Raw genomic sequence first — 16,372 nt, forward strand, 5'->3', positions numbered from 1 at the left:
GTCTACGCAGGACGTCACGACCCGCAGCACGGGTCGGCGACGTCGAGTCGGCACGCACACGATGCCGCGACCGGCACGTCGGCGCGGGCCCTGGCCAGGTCGAGCTGCTGGCCGATGATCGTGGCCTCGGCGGTGCGGCCCAGCCGCTGCAGACATTCGTGGTAGCCGTGCAGGCTCCACACGTTGCCCGGATGCTGCGACGACCGCCGCAGTGTGGGATCGAGCCCGAGGTCGGCGGCGTACACCCCGGCGGCCTCCTCGACCCGGCCCTGTTCGAGCAGCAGCGCCCCGTAGGCGTGCCGGGTCGGTTGCATCCAGCCCCAGGGCTCGTCGTAGGGGAGGTTGTCATCGAGGTCGATGGCACGCTGCAGCAGCGCGAACGCCTCGTCGAATCTGGCTTCGCGATAGGCGATCTCACCGTCGAGCATGGCCTCGGCGATAGCCAGGATGTCGCGGCTGCTGTTGTTGAACAGATAGCGCGAATCCGGGATGCGGGTGTAGGCGGCGGCGAACGCGTCGCGTTCGGCGCGGGCCTGCTCGAGTTGCCCCTTGGCGGCGTGCGCGACGCCGCGGCCGTAGTGGATGGTCGCGGTGGTGGTGCAGTACAGCTGCTGGTCGGCGGGCAGTGGTTCGGCGATCAGCTCATCCCAGCGGCCGAACCGCACCAGCACGTGCACCCGCAGCGGGACGAACGCCTCGAGCCAATCAGCCATCGGCGGTGACTCGATGGCCAGCAGTTCCGGCGTGAGCTGGCCGGCGAGTTCATCGGCGGCCTGCAGCGCCACCCGCGAGGAGCCCTCGAACATCGCGGAGTACACGACGAAGTGCAGATCGTGGGCCCGGTACAGCGAGTAGAAGTTCAACGGTCCCGCACGCTCGACGAAGCGCCGATCCGCCTGCACCGCCGTCAGATTCGCGGTCACCGAAGCGCGGTAGTCGCCGCACAGTACGTCGATGTGGCTGGGCATGTGCCGCAGGTGGCCGGCGTCGGGCACCAGGTCGCGCAGCAGGTCGGCGGCGGGCAGCGCGTCCTGCGGGGTGCCCGACATCTCCATGGTGTGCACGTAGAGGTGCAGGATTCCGGGATGCTCGCGTCCCGCGGATGTCTCCAGCGCGGCGTCCAGGATCCGTTTGGCCTCCAGGACGCGGGAGCCGGGCGCGGGCTCGCCGGTGCGGGTGTCCCACAGCGCCCACGCGGTGATGTTGACCAGCGCGTCGGCCGCCAGCGCCTGGATGTCGACGTCGTCGGGGAAGGTGGCCGCCAGCTCGGCCATCGCGTCGGCGTAGACGGCGTGGCGCTCTTTGAGCGCATCGGTGTCGCAGGGATCGTCGGTGGGAAAGCGGTTCTGCAGGGCCTTGATCAATCCCAGTTCGGCTGCGGACGCCCGCCCGCGCACCGCCAACCCGAGTTCCATGCGGGCCCGGGCCAGCGAGGCGCTCAGGTCCACGGGGTCGAACGCCTCCCACGGCTTGTTGTAGTTGGGGCCGATCGAGTAGGCCACGCCCCAGCGGGCGATGGCCAGGTCGGGGTCGAGTTCCAGCGCCCGCTCGAAGCAGCGGATCGCCTCCTCATGGTTGAACGCGTAGGCCCACACCATGCCGCGGTCGAACCAGATCTGCGCCTGCGGCGACGGCGTCTCGATCGGCCGGTGATAGGTCCCGAGGTCGTAGTAGGGCTCGGCGTCCCGGCCGAGCGAAACCGTCATGGCGCCGACGATAATCCAGCCGGACCACGGTGGCGAGCACCGCGAGCACGCAGCCGGCGACCGCCCAGACCGCGAGCGTCACCAGGGGGGTGCGCGCGCCGTGGCCGTCGAAGTACTGCAGGTCGCGCAGCAGCTCGACTCCCGAGCCCTGCGGCACGATGTGGGTGAAGGTGGCGTAGAAGCCGGACAGCAGCGGCCGCCCAACCGGCCCGGCAGCGGCGGCGTTGCCGACGATGACCAGGAACAGGGTCAGCGCGAGCGAGGCGAGCGTGCCCAGCGCGGCGGCCACCCCGGTCACGGCGCCGCCGACCGCCATCGCATAGAGCCATAGCGCGCCGAACAATGCGAGAGGGTGTCCGGTCAGCGCGCCGAGGCCGAGGTCGACGTAGGCGGTCACCGCCGCGGCGAGCAACGCGGAGTAGCCGGCCAGGCTCAAGGTGCGCAGCGCCAATGTCTTCGGGGTCCGGACCGTGCCCATGACGCGGCCGAACACGGTGGCGCCGATCGACGCGCCGATCGACAAGAAGATGACGGCGTAGAACTCGACTGTGCCCGACGGGTCGGCGGCCGAGGTCGGTGCGACGTCGGTGACGACCGGCGTCAGACCGGCGTGGGCGGCGAGCTCGCGGCCCACCGTCTCCGCGGCCGTCACGACGCTGCGCCCACCGCCGCCGGCCACATAGACGGTCAGGTCCCGGCCGGGGCCGACGGCGAGGCCGGCGTCGACATGACGGTCGTAGACCAACTGCCGGGCCGCGGCGCCGTCCGCGACCTCGGTGACGCCGAGGGCGGGCTGGGCGTGCACCGCGTCGAGGACCGCCGGCGGTGCGGCCACCGCGACGTCGAGATGGCGCAGGGTCGGCTTGGCGAAGGCGCCGGAGTAGCTGGCGATCATCGCGACCACGAACAGCGTGAGCGCGACCATCGCGAGCGCCATCGTGCGGACGCGGGAACGCATCCCGGGGCCTTCGGTGAACAGGGCGGGGTTGACCGCGGCGTGTTTTGCCATGAGAGATCGAGCCTTTCGTGGGTCAGAGGCCGAGCAGCGCGTAGACGGTGCCGAGTGCGGCGGTCACCCGGGTGTCGAGGTCCTCGCTGTCGGGGTCCTCCATCCAGGAGCGCAGAACTTCGACGAAGCCGCCGACCAGGAACCGGCTGACGGCATCGGGGGACAGGGCGGCGACCGCGGGCAGGGCGGGAGCGGCGTCCTCGGCGATCCGCCGGCACGCGGGCAGAAGCTCGTCGCGGAACGCCGACACCACGCGCTGGGCGACCGTGCTGCCGACCACGTTGCGGTACATCGCGCGGTGATCGGCGGCGAAGTCGAACAGGCGCAGGATGCGGGTGCGCCCGTCACCGGACAGGCCGTCGGTGGCCGCGGCGAACGCCGCGGTGAACGCGGTGGCGATGGCCTCGTCGCGGTCGGTGAAGTGCTGGTAGAAGGCCTGCCGGCTGACTCCCGCGCGGGCGACCAGGTCGGCGACGGTGAGGTCGTCGACCGCACGGACGGCCACCAGTTCGAGCGCCGCGTCGCGGATGCGGGTGCGGACCCGTTCGGCGCGGGGGTCGGCGCTGTGGGTGCGGGCGGGCATGACGCCGAGCCTAAGCCACTTCGTAGACACATGTCCACGAAATCGGCCGGTGTCGTCCACCACGTCGACACGCCGTCTGTGACGGCCGCGCGGTGGCGGCGTGTCCGGTGGTGCTCGCCCTGCTCAGCGCCGGTGCGGGCTCTAAGGTGACGTGATGATCCGGTGCGTGCGGCTGTGGACCGGCGACGACGACGCGTCGCACTTCGAGGTCGGCCGCCTCGACATGCGCCCCGGCCGCAACGACGACCTGGTCTCGGCGGTCATGCCGACCACGCACGTCACCGTCGAGGAGACGGCGACCGGCGGGGCGCTGGCGTGGCACACCGCGCCGGTGCGCCAGCTCGTGGTGACGCTGGCGGGATCGCTGATCTTCTGCACCCGCGACGGCAAGGAGTTCGGGCTCGGCCCCGGCGACGTACTGCTCGCCGAGGACACCGCGGGGTCGGGCCATCAGTGGCGGCTGGAGGGCAGCGATCCGTGGCGGCGCCTGTACGTCGTGCTCGCCGACAACGTCGAGGTCGCGTTCATCGCCGCGTGAGGACGCCCGCGCGTCGCCCGTCGCCGTCGACTTCTACCGGAGGGTCGTTCGGACCGCTCCGGCGCAACCGTGATGCAGAAGTCGACGCCCCGCGCCGCGATTCGACACCGGCGGCTGGAACGTGTTCTAGTGCCAGGATGCCGGAGTTCACCCACGTCGAGGGCCTGACGTCGGCGGATGCCGCCACGTTGCGCGCGCTGTACGAACCGCTGACCCGCTCGGTGCGGGAGTTGATCGACGCGACCATCCGCACGGAAGCCGACGCCGAGACGGTCGCGGCCGCCACCGCCGAGATCGACGCCGTCACGGCCCGTCTGCGCGACCGGCAGCTCGACGGTCCGTTCGGATTGCAGGTCACCGCCGACGGCCAGCAGATGCCATGGGGCAATCCCGTGATCGGGGTGCGCAACCCGATGGCGCCGCCAGTGACGATCCACAAGGACGGCGACGGCCGCGTGGTCACCGACTTCCACCTCGGCGCCGCCTACGAGGGCCCGCCCGGCCACGTCCACGGCGGCATCGCCGCCCTCGTGCTCGACCACCTGCTGGGTGAGGCGGCCAGTCACGGCCGCACCCCGCGCCTCACCGGCACGATCAGCCTGCGCTACTTGCGCCTGACCCGGCTGGGCGCGTTGCACGCCGAGGCCCGGATCGCGCGCACCGAGGGCGTCAAGGCCCTCGTCACCGGGCATCTCGCCGACGAGGACGGCGTCACCGTCGAGGCCGAGGGCGTGTTCATCGTGCCCAGGTGGGCTCGGGAATCACCGTGATCGCCGCGAGGCTGCGGGTGATCGCGCTCAGCTCGCTGACCAGCACCCGCACCCCGCTGCTGTCGGCCACGCTCGGCGCCACCTCGCGCACGTGCCGGTCGGCCGCCGTCAGCTCTGGGAGGTCCACGGTCCACGGTGTCGCCGCGGTGGGCGGTGCACCGCGCAACGCGTCGACGTAATCGTCGACGGCCGCGACGAATTCCGGGCTCAGCGCGGTGCCGGGCCGCGCGGGCAGGTTGTTCTCCAGCGTGGTGCAGGCGCCGGTGATCGCGTTGAGCGCGGTGCGCAGCGACCGCAGCCACTGCCGCAGCGCCGGATCCTCGAGCCGGGTCGTGCCCGAGGCCGCCTCGAACGCCGCGCGCGCCCGGAACGCCCGCTGCCAGGCGGCGGCCAGCGCGTCGGCGGGCCGGTCGAGCTCGTGCACGAACGCGCGGACCACCATCGCGGCGTAATCGATCTCGGTCATCAGCAGTTCACCGGCGCGCTGGCGCAGCCGGATCAGCGCATCGTCGGGCAGCACGACGTGCGCCACCACCGCGAGGCCGCCGCCCACCGCGACCGCGAGCAGGCGGTGCATCACGTCCATGCCGTCGACCGGATGCGCGACGCCGAGCAGGAACACGATCGCCGCGGCCAGCGCGGCGCTCACCGCGATGTACCCGAAGCCCAGCACCGCGTAGGCCAGACCGACGAACGCGGCGGCGCTGATCGCGGCCACCATGCCCGTCGGCGGCCACAGCATGCTCAGCGCGGAGGCGACCAGGATGCCGCCGGCGATACCGGCCAGGCGTCCGGTGCAGCGGGTGTAGGTGTGGGCGGTCTCGGGCCGCAACACCAACAGCACCGTCAGCGCCACCCAGGGACTCTCGGCCGGGCCGCCGTAACGGGCGACCGCCACGGCGGCGGCGGCCGCCGCGGCGAACCGCAGGGCGTGCCGCAGCACCGGCGAGGTCCAGGACAGGTGGCGGCGCAGCACGCCGGCCGATCCGGACAGCGACCCGAGAAGGTCGGGTCCGCGCATCCGGCCGAACCGCAGCACCGCCGCTTCGTGCAGGTGCTGTGCGACCCGCTGCGCCGCGCCCGCGCCGGCCCCGGTGATCTCCGCGGCGGCGGCGTCGACCCGGTGCAGCGCGCGGTCGGCGTCCCGGTGGGCGGCCACCCCGTGGCGGGCGATCGCGTCGAGGAAGTCCGCGGCCGCCGAGGACAGTTCGGTGAGGTCGGCATCGGACCGGCGCAGCCCGGCCAGGGTGGCGGCGATGCGTTCGGGCAGCCGGTATCCGACCTGGTAGGACTTCGGCCGTTGATGTTCGGGGATGTCGACGAAAACTTCCCGCAGCCAGGCGAGTTCGGCGGGATCGAGCGCCGCGTCGGAGGTTGCGGCCAGGTTGCGCGCGTCCTGCGCCAGCGTGCGGTGCGCGCGGGTCAGCGCGTTCTGCTGAGCGCGCCACCGCCCGGGCGGCCGCAGCCAGACCAGCGCGGCCTGGACCAGGCCGGCGGCGACGGTGAGCACGGTGGCGAGCAGGATGTCGGGCAGCGTGGGTGTGGCCGGCGGAGTGATGACCAGCATCGCGGCCGCGGCGGCGGCGACGAAGCCGGCGTTGGCGCCCAGCGCCCACTGCAATCCGGCGATGAGGCTCCACCCCGCGACGACGGCGACGAACAACGCGTCGTGGGCGGTGCTCAGCGCGCCGAGCAGGACCGCGACGCCCACCTCCACCGAGGCGATGACGACGATGGGCAGGCGCCGGCCCGGGACGTCCTGCAGCGCGATCGCCCCGGTGACGATGCCCGCTCCTGCGGTCCACATCGCCACGACCGGCGACACCCAGTGCAGCGCAAGGAAGGTCATCGCCAGCACGCCGAGCAGACTGCGGCTGACCGCGCCGATCCCCGGCGTGGTCAGCCGAACCGTGTCCATCACCCGGGCACCGACGAGCACCCGATCATTCTCACCCCGCGGGGGTCGAACACCGCTCGTGACCCGCGCGGGAGTCGGCGGTGAGTAGGTTGCATGGCGTGGAGAAGGTCATGATCACCATGCGTGCGGCGCGCGCGGACGATGCCTGGTGTGTCCGGCTGCGCACCGACGTCGCGTCGCGTCTACTGGACCACGGGGTGCCGGGTCTGACGGTGAACGTGCGCGACGAGCCGGTGCGGGAGTCGCTGATGACGCTGACGACGCTGGACCCGCCGGTGGTCGCGGTGGTGAGCCTGTGGACCCAGCAGTCCTACGGCCACGACGTGCGGACCGCGACGGAGGTGCTCGCCGCCGAATGCGACGCGTTGGCCGCGTATCTGGTGACCGAGTCGGTGCCGTTACCGCCGCCGGCCACGGCGGCGGGGGCACGCACCGACGGCCTGGCCAACATCGCACTGCTGCGCCGGCCCGCCGACCTCGACGAGCCGACGTGGCGGCACCGCTGGCACCACGACCACACACCGGTGGCGATCGCGACACAGGCGACCTTCGGCTACGTGCAGAACACGGTGGTGCGGGCGCTCACCCCGGACGCCCCCGGCATCGCGGCGATCGTCGAGGAGCTGTTCCCGCTCGCGGCGGTGTCGGATCTGCACGCGTTCTTCGGCGCCGCCGACGACGACGATCTCAGCGATCGCATGCAGCGAATGCTGGCCAGCACCGAGGCTTTCGGCGCCAACCGCGACATCGACACCGTGCCGACCAGCCGGTATCCGCTGCGGAGCCCGTTCGCGGCGTAGGGGTTACCCGACGGCGCCCACCGCGTACGCTGCAGCCGTGACCGTGCAGATCAGCGACGCGGGCGGGGTGCGTACCGTCACGCTCGACCGGCCCGAGGCGCTCAACGCATTCAACGAGGCGCTCTACGACGCCACCACGGTGGCGCTGCGGGACGCGGACGCGGATCCTTCGGTGGCGGTCGTCGTGCTCACCGGAACCGGCCGGGCGTTCAGCGCGGGCAACGACCTCAACGAGATGGCCGCCCGCGTCACCGATCCGGACTTCACCCCGGGTGAGCACGGGTTTCCCGGCCTGATGGAGGCGTTGCTCGAGCTGCGCAAGCCGTTGTTGTGCGCGGTCAACGGGCTCGCGATCGGCATCGGCGCCACTGTGCTGGGCTACGCCGATCTGGTCTTCATGGCCTCGACCGCCCGGCTGAAGTGCCCGTTCACCAGCCTGGGCGTGGCGCCCGAGGCGGCGTCGTCATATCTGCTGCCGCAGCTGATGGGCCGGCAGAACGCCGCCTGGCTGCTGATGTCCTCGGAGTGGGTCTCGGCCGCGGAGGCCGAGCGAATGGGCATCGCGTGGCGGGTGTGCGAACCCGACGAGCTGATGGCCGAGACCCGCCGCCACGCCGAGGTGCTGGCCTCCCGGCCGGTGGCCAGCCTGATGGCGGTCAAGCACACGATGGTCGAGCCGGTCCGGGACCAGGTCAGGGCCGCCCTGGTCCGCGAGTACGCCCAGTTCGAGGTGCTGCTGGGCAGCGCGGCCAACGCCGATGCGCTGGCCGCCTTCGCCGACCGCCGCGAGGGATGACAACCCGCTCGGCACGACTCCGCCTCGCCGACCGGCAATTCCGGCCGAAATGCCGCGCGACCGCACGGCTCCCCGTTACGGTACCGCGCGTAGCGTAATTGACGTCACGCTCCGACGTCGCGCCGGAAGGATCTGTCATGCGGAGTCGCTATGCCGGCACCCCGTTCACGACCGCGACCGAGGACATCGCCGCGGCACTCGCCGACGTCAGCGTCCCGACGCTGCTGCTCAGCCTCGTCCACATCACCGGCGACACCCGATTTCTCGAGGAGTTCACCCAGGCCGGGCTCTTCCTCAACGAGATCCAGGGCTTCATGTCCGACGACGACAAGGCGCGCGCCCGGGCCGTCGCGCTCGACGTCATCACCGACTACCGCGACCGCGGATGCCCCGAACCCGCGCCGCTGTCCCCGGCGGTCATCAAGACGATGATGGACTGGGCCGCCTGCGAACCGGTCGGCGAGGAGTACCTCCCGCTGCTCACCGAGGAACTCGACCTCGAGGGCGCCGATCCGCGCCGCCCCGTTCCGCTCGACCCGGCCCGCGCCGCGACGTGCCCGGTGCTGGTGATCGGGTGCGGGGAGTCCGGTCTGTTGGCCGCGATCCGGCTCAAACAGGCCGGCCTGCCGTTCACCGTCGTGGAGAAGAACGCCGGGCCCGGCGGAACCTGGTGGGAGAACGCGTATCCCGGGGCGCGGGTGGACGTGGCGAACCACTTCTACTGCTACAGCTTCGAACCGAGCAACGACTGGAGCCACTACTTCGCCGAACAGCCCGAGCTGCGGCGGTACTTCGCCGACGTGCTGGTCAAACACCGTATCGCCGACCACGTCCGGTGGCGCACCGAAGCCGTGTCCGCACGGTGGGAGGACGGGCCTGGCCGCTGGCGCGTGGTGCTGCGCACGGCCGACGGCGCGCTCAGCGAGGTCACCGCCCGCGCGGTGATCAGCGCGGTCGGCCAGCTCAACCGGCCCCACCTGCCCGACATCCCCGGCGCGGACAGTTTCGCCGGCCCGGCGTTTCACTCCGCCGCCTGGGATCACGATGTCGACGTCGCGGGACGGCGGGTCGCGTTGATCGGCGCGGGCGCCAGCGGATTCCAGATCGCCCCGGCGATCGCCGGGGACGTCGCCGCGCTGACCGTGTTCCAGCGCACCGCCCAGTGGATGTTCCCCAACCCGATGTACCACGACCGCGTCGGCGACGGCGTCCGGTGGGCCATGGACCACCTGCCGTTCTACAGCCGCTGGTATCGGTTCCTGGTGCTGTGGCCCGGCGCCGACAAAGGCCTGGACGCGGCGCTGGTCGACCCCGGCTACGCCGAGCAGGATCACGCGGTCAGCGAGATCAACGCGATGGCACGGATGATGTTCACCGAGTGGATCACCGGCCAGGTCGGTGACGACACCGAGCTGCTCGACAAGGTGCTGCCCGACTATCCCGCCACCGGTAAGCGCACACTGCAGGACAACGGCAGCTGGATCGCGACGCTGCGGCGCGACAACGTCGACCTGGTCCGCACCCCCATCGAACGGATCACGCCGTCGGGCCTCGTCACCGCCGACGGGCACGAACACCCGGCCGATGTATTGGTGTACGCCACCGGGTTCCGCGCGACCGAGCTGCTGTGGCCGATGACGATCACCGGCCGCGACGGTGCCGACCTGCGCCGGGTGTGGGGGGAGCGCCCGTACGCCTACCGCGGGATCACGGTGCCCGGATTCCCCAACTTCTTCCTCACCTACGGGCCCGGCACCCATCTGGCACACGGCGGCAGCCTGATCTTCAACTCCGAACTGCAGATGCGCTACATCGACCAGTGCCTGGCCCGGCTGGCCGACGGCGTGCACGCGATGGAGCCGACGCCGCAGGCCACCGAGGAGTGGCGGCGCCGCTCGCAGCGCGCGATCGCGCAGACGGTGTGGGCGCACCCGTCGATCACCCACTCCTACTTCAAGAACTCGCTCGGCGAGATCCACACCGTCAGCCCGTGGAAGCTCTACGAGTACCACGCCGCGGTCCGCGAGCCCGACTGGTCGGATTACGTGCTGCGCAGCGCCGCCGAGACCGCGCAGGAGACGAGCGTGCGCCATGCGTAGCGTCCTGATCGACGGCCCGGCCTCGGTCACGGTGGGCGAACGGCCCGATCCGGTCCTGCCCGGGCCCGACGGCGCCGTCGTCGCGGTGACCGCCTCGGCGATCTGCGGATCCGATCTGCACTTCTACGACGGCGACTACCCGATACTCGAACCGGTCGCCCTCGGCCACGAAGCCGTCGGCACCGTCGTCGAGCTGGGGCCCGACGTGCGGTCGGTACGCCTCGGGGACCGGGTGATGGTGTCGTCGGTGGCGGGCTGCGGCCACTGCGCCGGATGCGCGACCCGGGACCCGATCCGGTGCTTCTCCGGGCCGCGGATCTTCGGGACCGGGGCGCTCGGCGGGGCCCAGTCGGAACTGCTGGCCGTGCCGGCGGCGGATTTTCAGCTGCTCTCCCTGCCCGAGGACATCGACGACCACCAGGCCCTGCTGCTCACCGACAATCTGCCGACCGGCTGGGCCGCCGCCCAGCGTGCCGATCTGCCGCCCGGGGGCACCGTGGTGGTGATCGGGCTGGGCGCCGTCGGTCTCTGCGCGGTGCGCAGCGCACTGACGCTGGGTGCTGCGACGGTGCTTGCGGTCGATCCGGTGCCGGACCGCCGGGCGCGCGCGGCCGCCATGGGCGCCACCGTCGCGGCTCCGTCGGCCACCGCGGCCGCGATGGAACACACCTCCGGGCTGGGCGCCGACGCCGCCATCGACGCGGTCGGTTCGGACACCACGATGAGCGACGCGCTGACCGCCGTCCGCGCCGGCGGCACGGTCTCGGTGGTCGGCGTGCACGATCTGCAGCCGTTCCCTTTCCCCGCGACCATGGCGCTGGTCCGCAGCATCACGCTGCGGATGACGACCGCGCCGATCCAGCAGACGTGGCCGCAACTCATCCCGCTGCTGCGCTCGGGCCGGCTGTCGGTCGAGGGCATCTTCACCACCGACCTGCCGATGGAGCGGGCGCCGGAGGCCTACGCCGCGGTGGCCGCCCGCTCCGGCGATGTCGTCAAGACCGTGCTGAGAACCTGAGGAGGTCCGCGATGGCGGGTGTGATCGTGACGGGAGGCGCCTCGGGCATCGGCCGCGCCAGCGCCGAGGCGCTCGCCGCCGACGGCCGCCGGGTGATGTTGTGGGACATCGCCCCTGAGGTCACCGCGGTCGCGAAGTCGATGGGGGTCGAATCGGCGGTCGTCGACGTCTGCGACGCAGGGCAGATCACCGCCGCGGCCGACGCCGCGGCGGCGGCCATGTCGGGCATCGACGGCCTGGTGCACGCCGCCGGGCGGGTGATCCCCGAACCGGTGGGCACCTACACCGAGCAGTCGTGGGACGCGGTGCTCGACGTGAACCTGCGCGCCCATGCCCTGCTGACCCAGCTGCTGCTGCCGCACCTTCAGGAGGCGGCGCGCGCGGGAAGCGGCCCGGCCATCGTGGGCATCTCGAGCATCGAAGGGCTGCAGGCGAATCCGTTCATCCCGGCCTACTGCGCGTCGAAGGCCGGGTTACTCGGGCTGACCCGGTCGATGGCCGCCCAACTCGGCCCCGAGGGCATCCGCGTCAACGCGGTGTGTCCCGGCTTCATCGAGACGCCGATGCTGCAGATCGCGCTGGACGTCGAGGAGGTGCGTCAGGGATTCATCGACGCGGCGCCGATGGGCCGGCTCGGGCGACCCGGAGACATCGGCGCCGCGGTCGCGTTCCTGATGTCGGCGAAGGCGTCGTTCATCACCGGCGCCCATCTGGTGGTCGACGGTGGCGTGACCTGCCGCCACCCGTAGCACCCGCGGGTTCGTCGGCCGTCAGTCGGTCGCGACGGACCTGACGCCGACCCGGGACGGGCAGCCGTTGAACTGCGCCGGGCAGCCGCCGCCGATCTTGTGAGCGGCGATGATCGCCCGCAGGGTGCGCCGGCACCGGCCACAGTCGCTCCCCGCCCCGCAGGCTTCGGCGATCTCCTTCGACGTCGAAGCGCCGGCGGCGACGATGTCGTTGACGTGCTGGCTGGTGACTCCGGTGCACAGGCAGACGAACATGTGTGCCCGCTATCCCTGCTCGTCCACGGACATGATGTGAGCGAGCGTGCCCACGAATACGGTGGGGTAGGCGCCGAAGCCGGCCTTCGACATCCATTCGGCGGCGGCATCCGGATGGTCGATCCACTGCCGCGCACTCAGTTCGCTCTCGATCTCCTGCAGGATCATGACCTCGTGCCCATCGTCGAGGGCCCGGTACACCCAGACCTTGCGGACGCCGGCCTGCCGGAACCTGTCGAGGCCGTCGTGCACCTTGACCATCAGCGCCTCGACGTCGTCGACCGCGGCCATCGCCCCCACGATCACGCCCGCGACGTGGCGTTCGGCCGACGGGCCGTCGAGGTCGATCTTCTCGACCACCTCACCGCCGAAGACGGGCGGGATGTCGTCGGCGCCGGAGATGTCGAACCAGTCGAACAGCGCCGGCGACCGCAATACTTCGCGAACCGAATGCGGATGGCGAATTCCAATTGTGGAGAGCACCCGGCCGGGCTCCCAGATCGATTTGTACAGCACCACGTGATGGGCGCCGATCGACTGCAATCCAGCGCGTTGTTTATGGAGCCAATTCCACATTCGATCGAGGTCGTCGACCCGGAAGTCGCACGCCAGAATCAATGAGTGGAGATTGTACTCACCCATTGTTTCCTGCCTGTCGGACGTGCTCGCGTGCATGTTAGTGCAGTCTAACCTTACTTAGGACAGCCAGTCCAGACTTCCCCCCGCGGGCGGCCCGCCAAGGCCGTCGGGAAGCCCAAAACACGCCGATCACATGCCCAAACGAGTCGCTTCGCGGGCGTTGCGGGACTAGATTCGAAGGCGTACGGCAAACATCCGACCAGAGCAGCCCTCACGGTCCCTAGGAGCGATCCATGCAAGGCGATCCCGACGTCCTGAAATTGCTCAATGAGCAGTTGACAAGCGAATTGACCGCTATCAACCAGTATTTCCTGCATTCCAAGATGCAGGAGAGCTGGGGCTTCACCGAATTAGCCGGGCATACTCGCGATGAATCGTTCGAAGAAATGCGCCACGCCGAGGCGATCACCGATCGAATTCTCCTCCTCGACGGCCTGCCGAATTATCAGCGGCTGTTCTCGCTGCGCGTCGGGCAGACGTTGCGCGAACAATTCGAATCGGATCTCGCCATCGAGTACGAGGTGGTCGAACGGCTCAAACCGGGCATCATCATGTGCCGTGAGAAGGGCGACGCCACGAGCGCCAACCTGTTCGAGATGATCCTCGCCGACGAGGAGAAGCACATCGACTACCTCGAGACGCAGCTGCAGCTGATGGACAAGCTCGGCGATCAGCTCTTCGCCGCGCAGTGCGTGTCACGGCCGCCGGGCGGCGGCACCGGCGAATAGCTGCCGTACCGCTGACTGACCCGCGCCAACGGGGGTAACCGGGGCGCGGGTCAGTTCGCGTTCGAGGGCGGATTCCGGAATACCCGGCGGCCGACTGTAACTTTTGTAGCCTAGCTAACGACATACTGCGAGGCGTCGAGAGAAAGGCAGGCATGACGAGTTCACCGGCAACCACGGCCGCACCCCCGGAGTCCGGCGGCGCGATGATCAGCCCGCAGCGGCGCAACCTCATCTTCGTCGCCGTCCTGCTCGGCATGCTGCTGGCCGCGCTCGACCAGACGATCGTGGCCACCGCGTTGCCGACCGTGGTCGCCGACCTCGGCGGCGCCGGCCACCAGAGCTGGGTGGTGACGAGCTACCTGCTGGCCTCGACGATCGTCACGGCGGTCGTCGGCAAGCTGGGCGACCTGTTCGGCCGCAAGACCGTCTTCCAGGCGGCGGTGGTGTTCTTCCTCGCCGGGTCGGTGCTGTGCGGGCTGTCGAGCTCGATGAGCATGCTGGTGGCCTCCCGCGCCCTGCAGGGCATCGGCGGCGGCGCACTGATGGTCACCGCGATGGCGGTGATCGGAGAGGTGATCCCGCTGCGCGAACGGGGCCGCTACCAGGGCGCGCTCGGCGCGGTCTTCGGCGTCACCACCGTGGTGGGACCGCTGCTCGGCGGGTTCTTCACCGACCACCTCACCTGGCGCTGGGCGTTCTGGATCAACGTGCCCGTCGCGATCGTGGTGTTCTTCGTGGCCGCCGCGGCGATCCCCGCGCTGGCCCGCAGCGGAAAGGCCGTCATCGACTACGCCGGCATCCTGTTCGTCGGCCTCGGTGCGTCCGGCCTGACCCTGGCGACCAGCTGGGGCGGCGGTGAGTACGCCTGGTCGTCGCCGGTGATCATCGGGCTGTTCATCGGCTCGGCGATCGCGTTGGCCATCTTCGTCTGGGTGGAGCGGCGGGCGGCCGAACCCATCCTGCCGATCCGGCTGTTCGCCAGCCCGGTGTTCACCGTCTGCTGCATCCTGTCGTTCATCGTCGGGTTCGCGATGCTCGGCGCGCTGACGTTCCTGCCCACGTTCATGCAGTTCGTCGACGGCGTCTCGGCCACCGAATCCGGTCTGCGCACGCTGCCGATGGTCGTCGGGCTGCTCGCCACCTCGATGGGCAGCGGCATCATCGTCGGGCGTACCGGGCGCTACAAGATCTTCCCCGTCGTCGGGACCGCGGTGATGGTGGTCGGGTTCGTGCTGCTGTCGCGGATGAACGAGACCACGCCGCTGCTGCAGCAGTCGCTGTACCTGTTCGTGCTCGGCACCGGAATCGGGCTGTGCATGCAGGTGCTGATCCTCACCGTGCAGAACACCTCGAGCTTCGACGACCTCGGCGTGGCCACCTCCGGCGTCACCTTCTTCCGGACCATCGGCAGCTCGTTCGGTGCGGCGATCTTCGGGTCGCTGTTCGCCAACTTCCTCGACGACCGCATCCGCGCGGCGCTGATCGCCAGCGGGGCCCCACCGGTGGCCGCAGAGTCACCGCAGGCGCTGCACGAACTGCCGGCCGACGTCGCCGCGCCGATCGTCACCGCCTACGCCGACTCGCTCGGGCTGGTCTTCCTGTGCGCGGCCCCGGTCGCGGCCATCGGGTTCTTCGTGGCGCTGACACTGCGCGAGGTGCCGCTGCGCGAGATGGAGACCGGCGTCGCGGTCGACCTGGGGGAGGGCTTCGGGATGCCGGGCAACGAGTCCTCCGAGCAGATGATGGAGGTCACCGTCGGGCGACTGATGCGCCACTCGCCGGAGATCCGGCTGCGCGCCGTGGCCGGCCGGCCGGGCTGCGAGCTCGACGTCGCCCGGCTGTGGGCGCTGCTGCAGATCTACCGGCACAACCAGGTGTTCGGCGCCGCCCGGCTGACCGAGATCGCCGATCGGCTGCGGGTGCCGTGCGAAGTGCTCGAGCCCGTGTTCGAGCAGCTGGTGGCCACCGGGTACGCACTGCGCACCGGAGATCGGCTGTGGCTCAGCCAGACCGGCGCACGGCAGGTGGACGCGGTGTCCGCGGCGCTGGTCGGGATGATCGTCGACAAGCTGGCGAAGTCGCCGACCTTCGAGGGCCGGCCGGACCGCCTGCAGGTGGAGGCCGCGCTGGAACGCATCGCCCACCGCATGCTGGTGCAGCGCGACTGGGACGACGAACTAGAACGCGTTCCAGAACCGGCCGCCTCGGCGTAGCATGCGGCCATGAGCCGCATCGGAGACGCCACGCAGGATTTCGCCGACGACGACGTGACGGCGTTCGCCGTGCGGTCGCCGGACCTCGGTGCCGCGATGGCCGGGTTCAGCCACGCCGTGTACACCAAGGGCCGGCTGCCGATGCGCGTGCGCGAGCTGGCCCGGGTGGTGATCGCCGACGCCAACCAATGCGTGGTGTGTCAGAACACCCGCGACTCCGAGGGGCCCGCCGCCGGCGTCGACGAAGACCTCTACGCCCACGCCGATCAGTGGCGCACCTGGCCCGGGTACAGCCCCGCGGAGCGCATCGCCGCCGAGTTCGCGCACCGGTTCGCCACCGACCACACCGGGTTGCGCGACGACGACGACTTCTGGGCCCGGGCCGCCGAGCACTTCGACGCCGACCTGCTGACCGACCTCGCGCTGTCGTGCGCGATGTGGCTGGGGATGGGGCGGGTGCTGCGCACCCTCGACATCGGACAGAGCTGCAAGATCACGCTGTAGTCGGGCGCGTTCACGCCGCGGGTGGACACTCCGGCGAGGCAGAATGG

At 70.9% G+C, this 16,372-nt stretch carries 16 protein-coding genes; 10 read left to right on the forward strand and 6 right to left on the reverse strand.

Going from position 1 to position 16,372, the window contains the following annotated elements; genetic code table 11:
* Nucleotides 1–14: 14 nt before the first annotated feature.
* Genes E4P42_RS27705 through E4P42_RS13400 form a run of 3 tightly spaced genes read right to left on the reverse strand, consistent with a single transcriptional unit; the run spans nucleotide 15 to nucleotide 3,298 of the window.
* Nucleotides 15–1,643, reverse strand: a complete 1,629-nt coding sequence (locus E4P42_RS27705) for a tetratricopeptide repeat protein (RefSeq protein ID WP_371287033.1) — start codon at nucleotides 1,641–1,643, stop codon at nucleotides 15–17.
* Nucleotides 1,570–2,715: a hypothetical protein gene (locus E4P42_RS27710; RefSeq protein ID WP_371287032.1), complete on the reverse strand. Its 1,146-nt coding sequence runs from the start codon at nucleotides 2,713–2,715 to the stop codon at nucleotides 1,570–1,572. The genes E4P42_RS27705 and E4P42_RS27710 overlap by 74 nt, the downstream gene beginning before the upstream one ends.
* 22 nt (nucleotides 2,716–2,737) lie before the next feature.
* Nucleotides 2,738–3,298 carry a TetR/AcrR family transcriptional regulator gene (locus E4P42_RS13400; RefSeq protein ID WP_135126551.1) on the reverse strand — a complete coding sequence of 187 codons (561 nt, stop codon included), beginning with the start codon at nucleotides 3,296–3,298 and terminating at the stop codon, nucleotides 2,738–2,740.
* Between the two features lie 154 nt (nucleotides 3,299–3,452).
* Between E4P42_RS13400 and E4P42_RS13405 the strand changes: the two genes are divergently transcribed.
* Nucleotides 3,453–3,836 carry a hypothetical protein gene (locus E4P42_RS13405; protein WP_135126552.1) on the forward strand — a complete coding sequence of 128 codons (384 nt, stop codon included), beginning with the start codon at nucleotides 3,453–3,455 and terminating at the stop codon, nucleotides 3,834–3,836.
* A 137-nt stretch (nucleotides 3,837–3,973) separates the two neighbouring features.
* Nucleotides 3,974–4,606 (forward strand): PaaI family thioesterase, encoded by a 633-nt coding sequence (locus E4P42_RS13410; RefSeq protein ID WP_135126553.1) that lies wholly within the window; start codon nucleotides 3,974–3,976, stop codon nucleotides 4,604–4,606.
* Here the strand turns inward: E4P42_RS13410 and E4P42_RS13415 are convergent.
* Complete coding sequence (locus tag E4P42_RS13415) at nucleotides 4,572–6,524, reverse strand: FUSC family protein (protein ID WP_209305771.1); 1,953 nt, start codon at nucleotides 6,522–6,524, stop codon at nucleotides 4,572–4,574. The genes E4P42_RS13410 and E4P42_RS13415 overlap by 35 nt on opposite strands.
* 98 nt (nucleotides 6,525–6,622) lie before the next feature.
* Between E4P42_RS13415 and E4P42_RS13420 the strand changes: the two genes are divergently transcribed.
* The 5 genes from E4P42_RS13420 to E4P42_RS13440 all read left to right on the forward strand — a co-directional run bounded on the left by E4P42_RS13420 (nucleotide 6,623) and on the right by E4P42_RS13440 (nucleotide 11,986).
* On the forward strand, nucleotides 6,623–7,324 hold the full coding sequence (locus E4P42_RS13420; RefSeq protein WP_135126608.1) for an EthD domain-containing protein: 702 nt from the start codon (nucleotides 6,623–6,625) through the stop codon (nucleotides 7,322–7,324).
* A 37-nt stretch (nucleotides 7,325–7,361) separates the two neighbouring features.
* Entirely contained in the window at nucleotides 7,362–8,120 is a 759-nt protein-coding gene (locus E4P42_RS13425; RefSeq protein WP_135126554.1) for an enoyl-CoA hydratase/isomerase family protein, read from the forward strand.
* A 137-nt stretch (nucleotides 8,121–8,257) separates the two neighbouring features.
* Entirely contained in the window at nucleotides 8,258–10,219 is a 1,962-nt protein-coding gene (locus tag E4P42_RS13430; RefSeq protein WP_135126555.1) for an NAD(P)/FAD-dependent oxidoreductase, read from the forward strand.
* Entirely contained in the window at nucleotides 10,212–11,237 is a 1,026-nt protein-coding gene (locus tag E4P42_RS13435; RefSeq protein WP_135126556.1) for an alcohol dehydrogenase catalytic domain-containing protein, read from the forward strand. Before E4P42_RS13430 ends, E4P42_RS13435 begins: the two co-directional genes overlap by 8 nt.
* 11 nt (nucleotides 11,238–11,248) lie before the next feature.
* The gene (locus E4P42_RS13440; RefSeq protein WP_135126557.1) at nucleotides 11,249–11,986 is read left to right on the forward strand and encodes an SDR family NAD(P)-dependent oxidoreductase; all 738 of its coding nucleotides are present in this window, start codon (nucleotides 11,249–11,251) and stop codon (nucleotides 11,984–11,986) included.
* 21 nt (nucleotides 11,987–12,007) lie between these two features.
* On the opposite strand, the gene E4P42_RS13445 is transcribed toward E4P42_RS13440, so the two are convergent.
* A complete protein-coding gene (locus tag E4P42_RS13445; protein WP_135126558.1) occupies nucleotides 12,008–12,241 on the reverse strand; it encodes a bacterioferritin-associated ferredoxin in 234 nt (77 codons plus the stop codon).
* Nucleotides 12,242–12,250: 9 nt separating this feature from the next.
* Nucleotides 12,251–12,883 (reverse strand): fatty-acid--CoA ligase, encoded by a 633-nt coding sequence (locus E4P42_RS13450; protein WP_135126559.1) that lies wholly within the window; start codon nucleotides 12,881–12,883, stop codon nucleotides 12,251–12,253.
* 230 nt (nucleotides 12,884–13,113) lie between these two features.
* On the opposite strand from E4P42_RS13450, the gene bfr reads away from it, so the two are divergent.
* The 3 genes from bfr (at nucleotide 13,114) to E4P42_RS13465 (ending at nucleotide 16,325) form a co-directional block, all read left to right on the forward strand.
* Nucleotides 13,114–13,608: a bacterioferritin gene (gene bfr / locus E4P42_RS13455; RefSeq protein ID WP_135126560.1), complete on the forward strand. Its 495-nt coding sequence runs from the start codon at nucleotides 13,114–13,116 to the stop codon at nucleotides 13,606–13,608.
* 152 nt (nucleotides 13,609–13,760) lie between these two features.
* Nucleotides 13,761–15,821 carry an MDR family MFS transporter gene (locus E4P42_RS13460; RefSeq protein ID WP_135126561.1) on the forward strand — a complete coding sequence of 687 codons (2,061 nt, stop codon included), beginning with the start codon at nucleotides 13,761–13,763 and terminating at the stop codon, nucleotides 15,819–15,821.
* Between the two features lie 9 nt (nucleotides 15,822–15,830).
* Nucleotides 15,831–16,325: a carboxymuconolactone decarboxylase family protein gene (locus E4P42_RS13465; protein WP_135126562.1), complete on the forward strand. Its 495-nt coding sequence runs from the start codon at nucleotides 15,831–15,833 to the stop codon at nucleotides 16,323–16,325.
* The last annotated feature ends 47 nt before the right edge of the window (nucleotides 16,326–16,372 follow it).

Origin of the sequence: Mycobacterium sp. PS03-16 (assembly GCF_004570325.1) — a bacterium.
Taxonomy (GTDB): Bacteria; Actinomycetota; Actinomycetes; order Mycobacteriales; family Mycobacteriaceae; genus Mycobacterium.

Bases quoted from the DNA above. Each gene is read 5' to 3' on its own strand.
- E4P42_RS27710 (WP_371287032.1), bottom strand. From the start codon at position 2,715: ATGGCAAAACACGCCGCGGTCAACCCCGCCCTGTTCACCGAAGGCCCC.
- E4P42_RS13400 (WP_135126551.1), bottom strand. From the start codon at position 3,298: ATGCCCGCCCGCACCCACAGCGCCGACCCCCGCGCCGAACGGGTCCGC.
- E4P42_RS13405 (WP_135126552.1), top strand. From the start codon at position 3,453: ATGATCCGGTGCGTGCGGCTGTGGACCGGCGACGACGACGCGTCGCAC.
- E4P42_RS13410 (WP_135126553.1), top strand. From the start codon at position 3,974: ATGCCGGAGTTCACCCACGTCGAGGGCCTGACGTCGGCGGATGCCGCC.
- E4P42_RS13415 (WP_209305771.1), bottom strand. From the start codon at position 6,524: ATGGACACGGTTCGGCTGACCACGCCGGGGATCGGCGCGGTCAGCCGC.
- E4P42_RS13430 (WP_135126555.1), top strand. From the start codon at position 8,258: ATGCGGAGTCGCTATGCCGGCACCCCGTTCACGACCGCGACCGAGGAC.
- E4P42_RS13435 (WP_135126556.1), top strand. From the start codon at position 10,212: ATGCGTAGCGTCCTGATCGACGGCCCGGCCTCGGTCACGGTGGGCGAA.
- E4P42_RS13440 (WP_135126557.1), top strand. From the start codon at position 11,249: ATGGCGGGTGTGATCGTGACGGGAGGCGCCTCGGGCATCGGCCGCGCC.
- E4P42_RS13445 (WP_135126558.1), bottom strand. From the start codon at position 12,241: ATGTTCGTCTGCCTGTGCACCGGAGTCACCAGCCAGCACGTCAACGAC.
- E4P42_RS13450 (WP_135126559.1), bottom strand. From the start codon at position 12,883: ATGGGTGAGTACAATCTCCACTCATTGATTCTGGCGTGCGACTTCCGG.
- bfr (WP_135126560.1), top strand. From the start codon at position 13,114: ATGCAAGGCGATCCCGACGTCCTGAAATTGCTCAATGAGCAGTTGACA.
- E4P42_RS13460 (WP_135126561.1), top strand. From the start codon at position 13,761: ATGACGAGTTCACCGGCAACCACGGCCGCACCCCCGGAGTCCGGCGGC.
- E4P42_RS13465 (WP_135126562.1), top strand. From the start codon at position 15,831: ATGAGCCGCATCGGAGACGCCACGCAGGATTTCGCCGACGACGACGTG.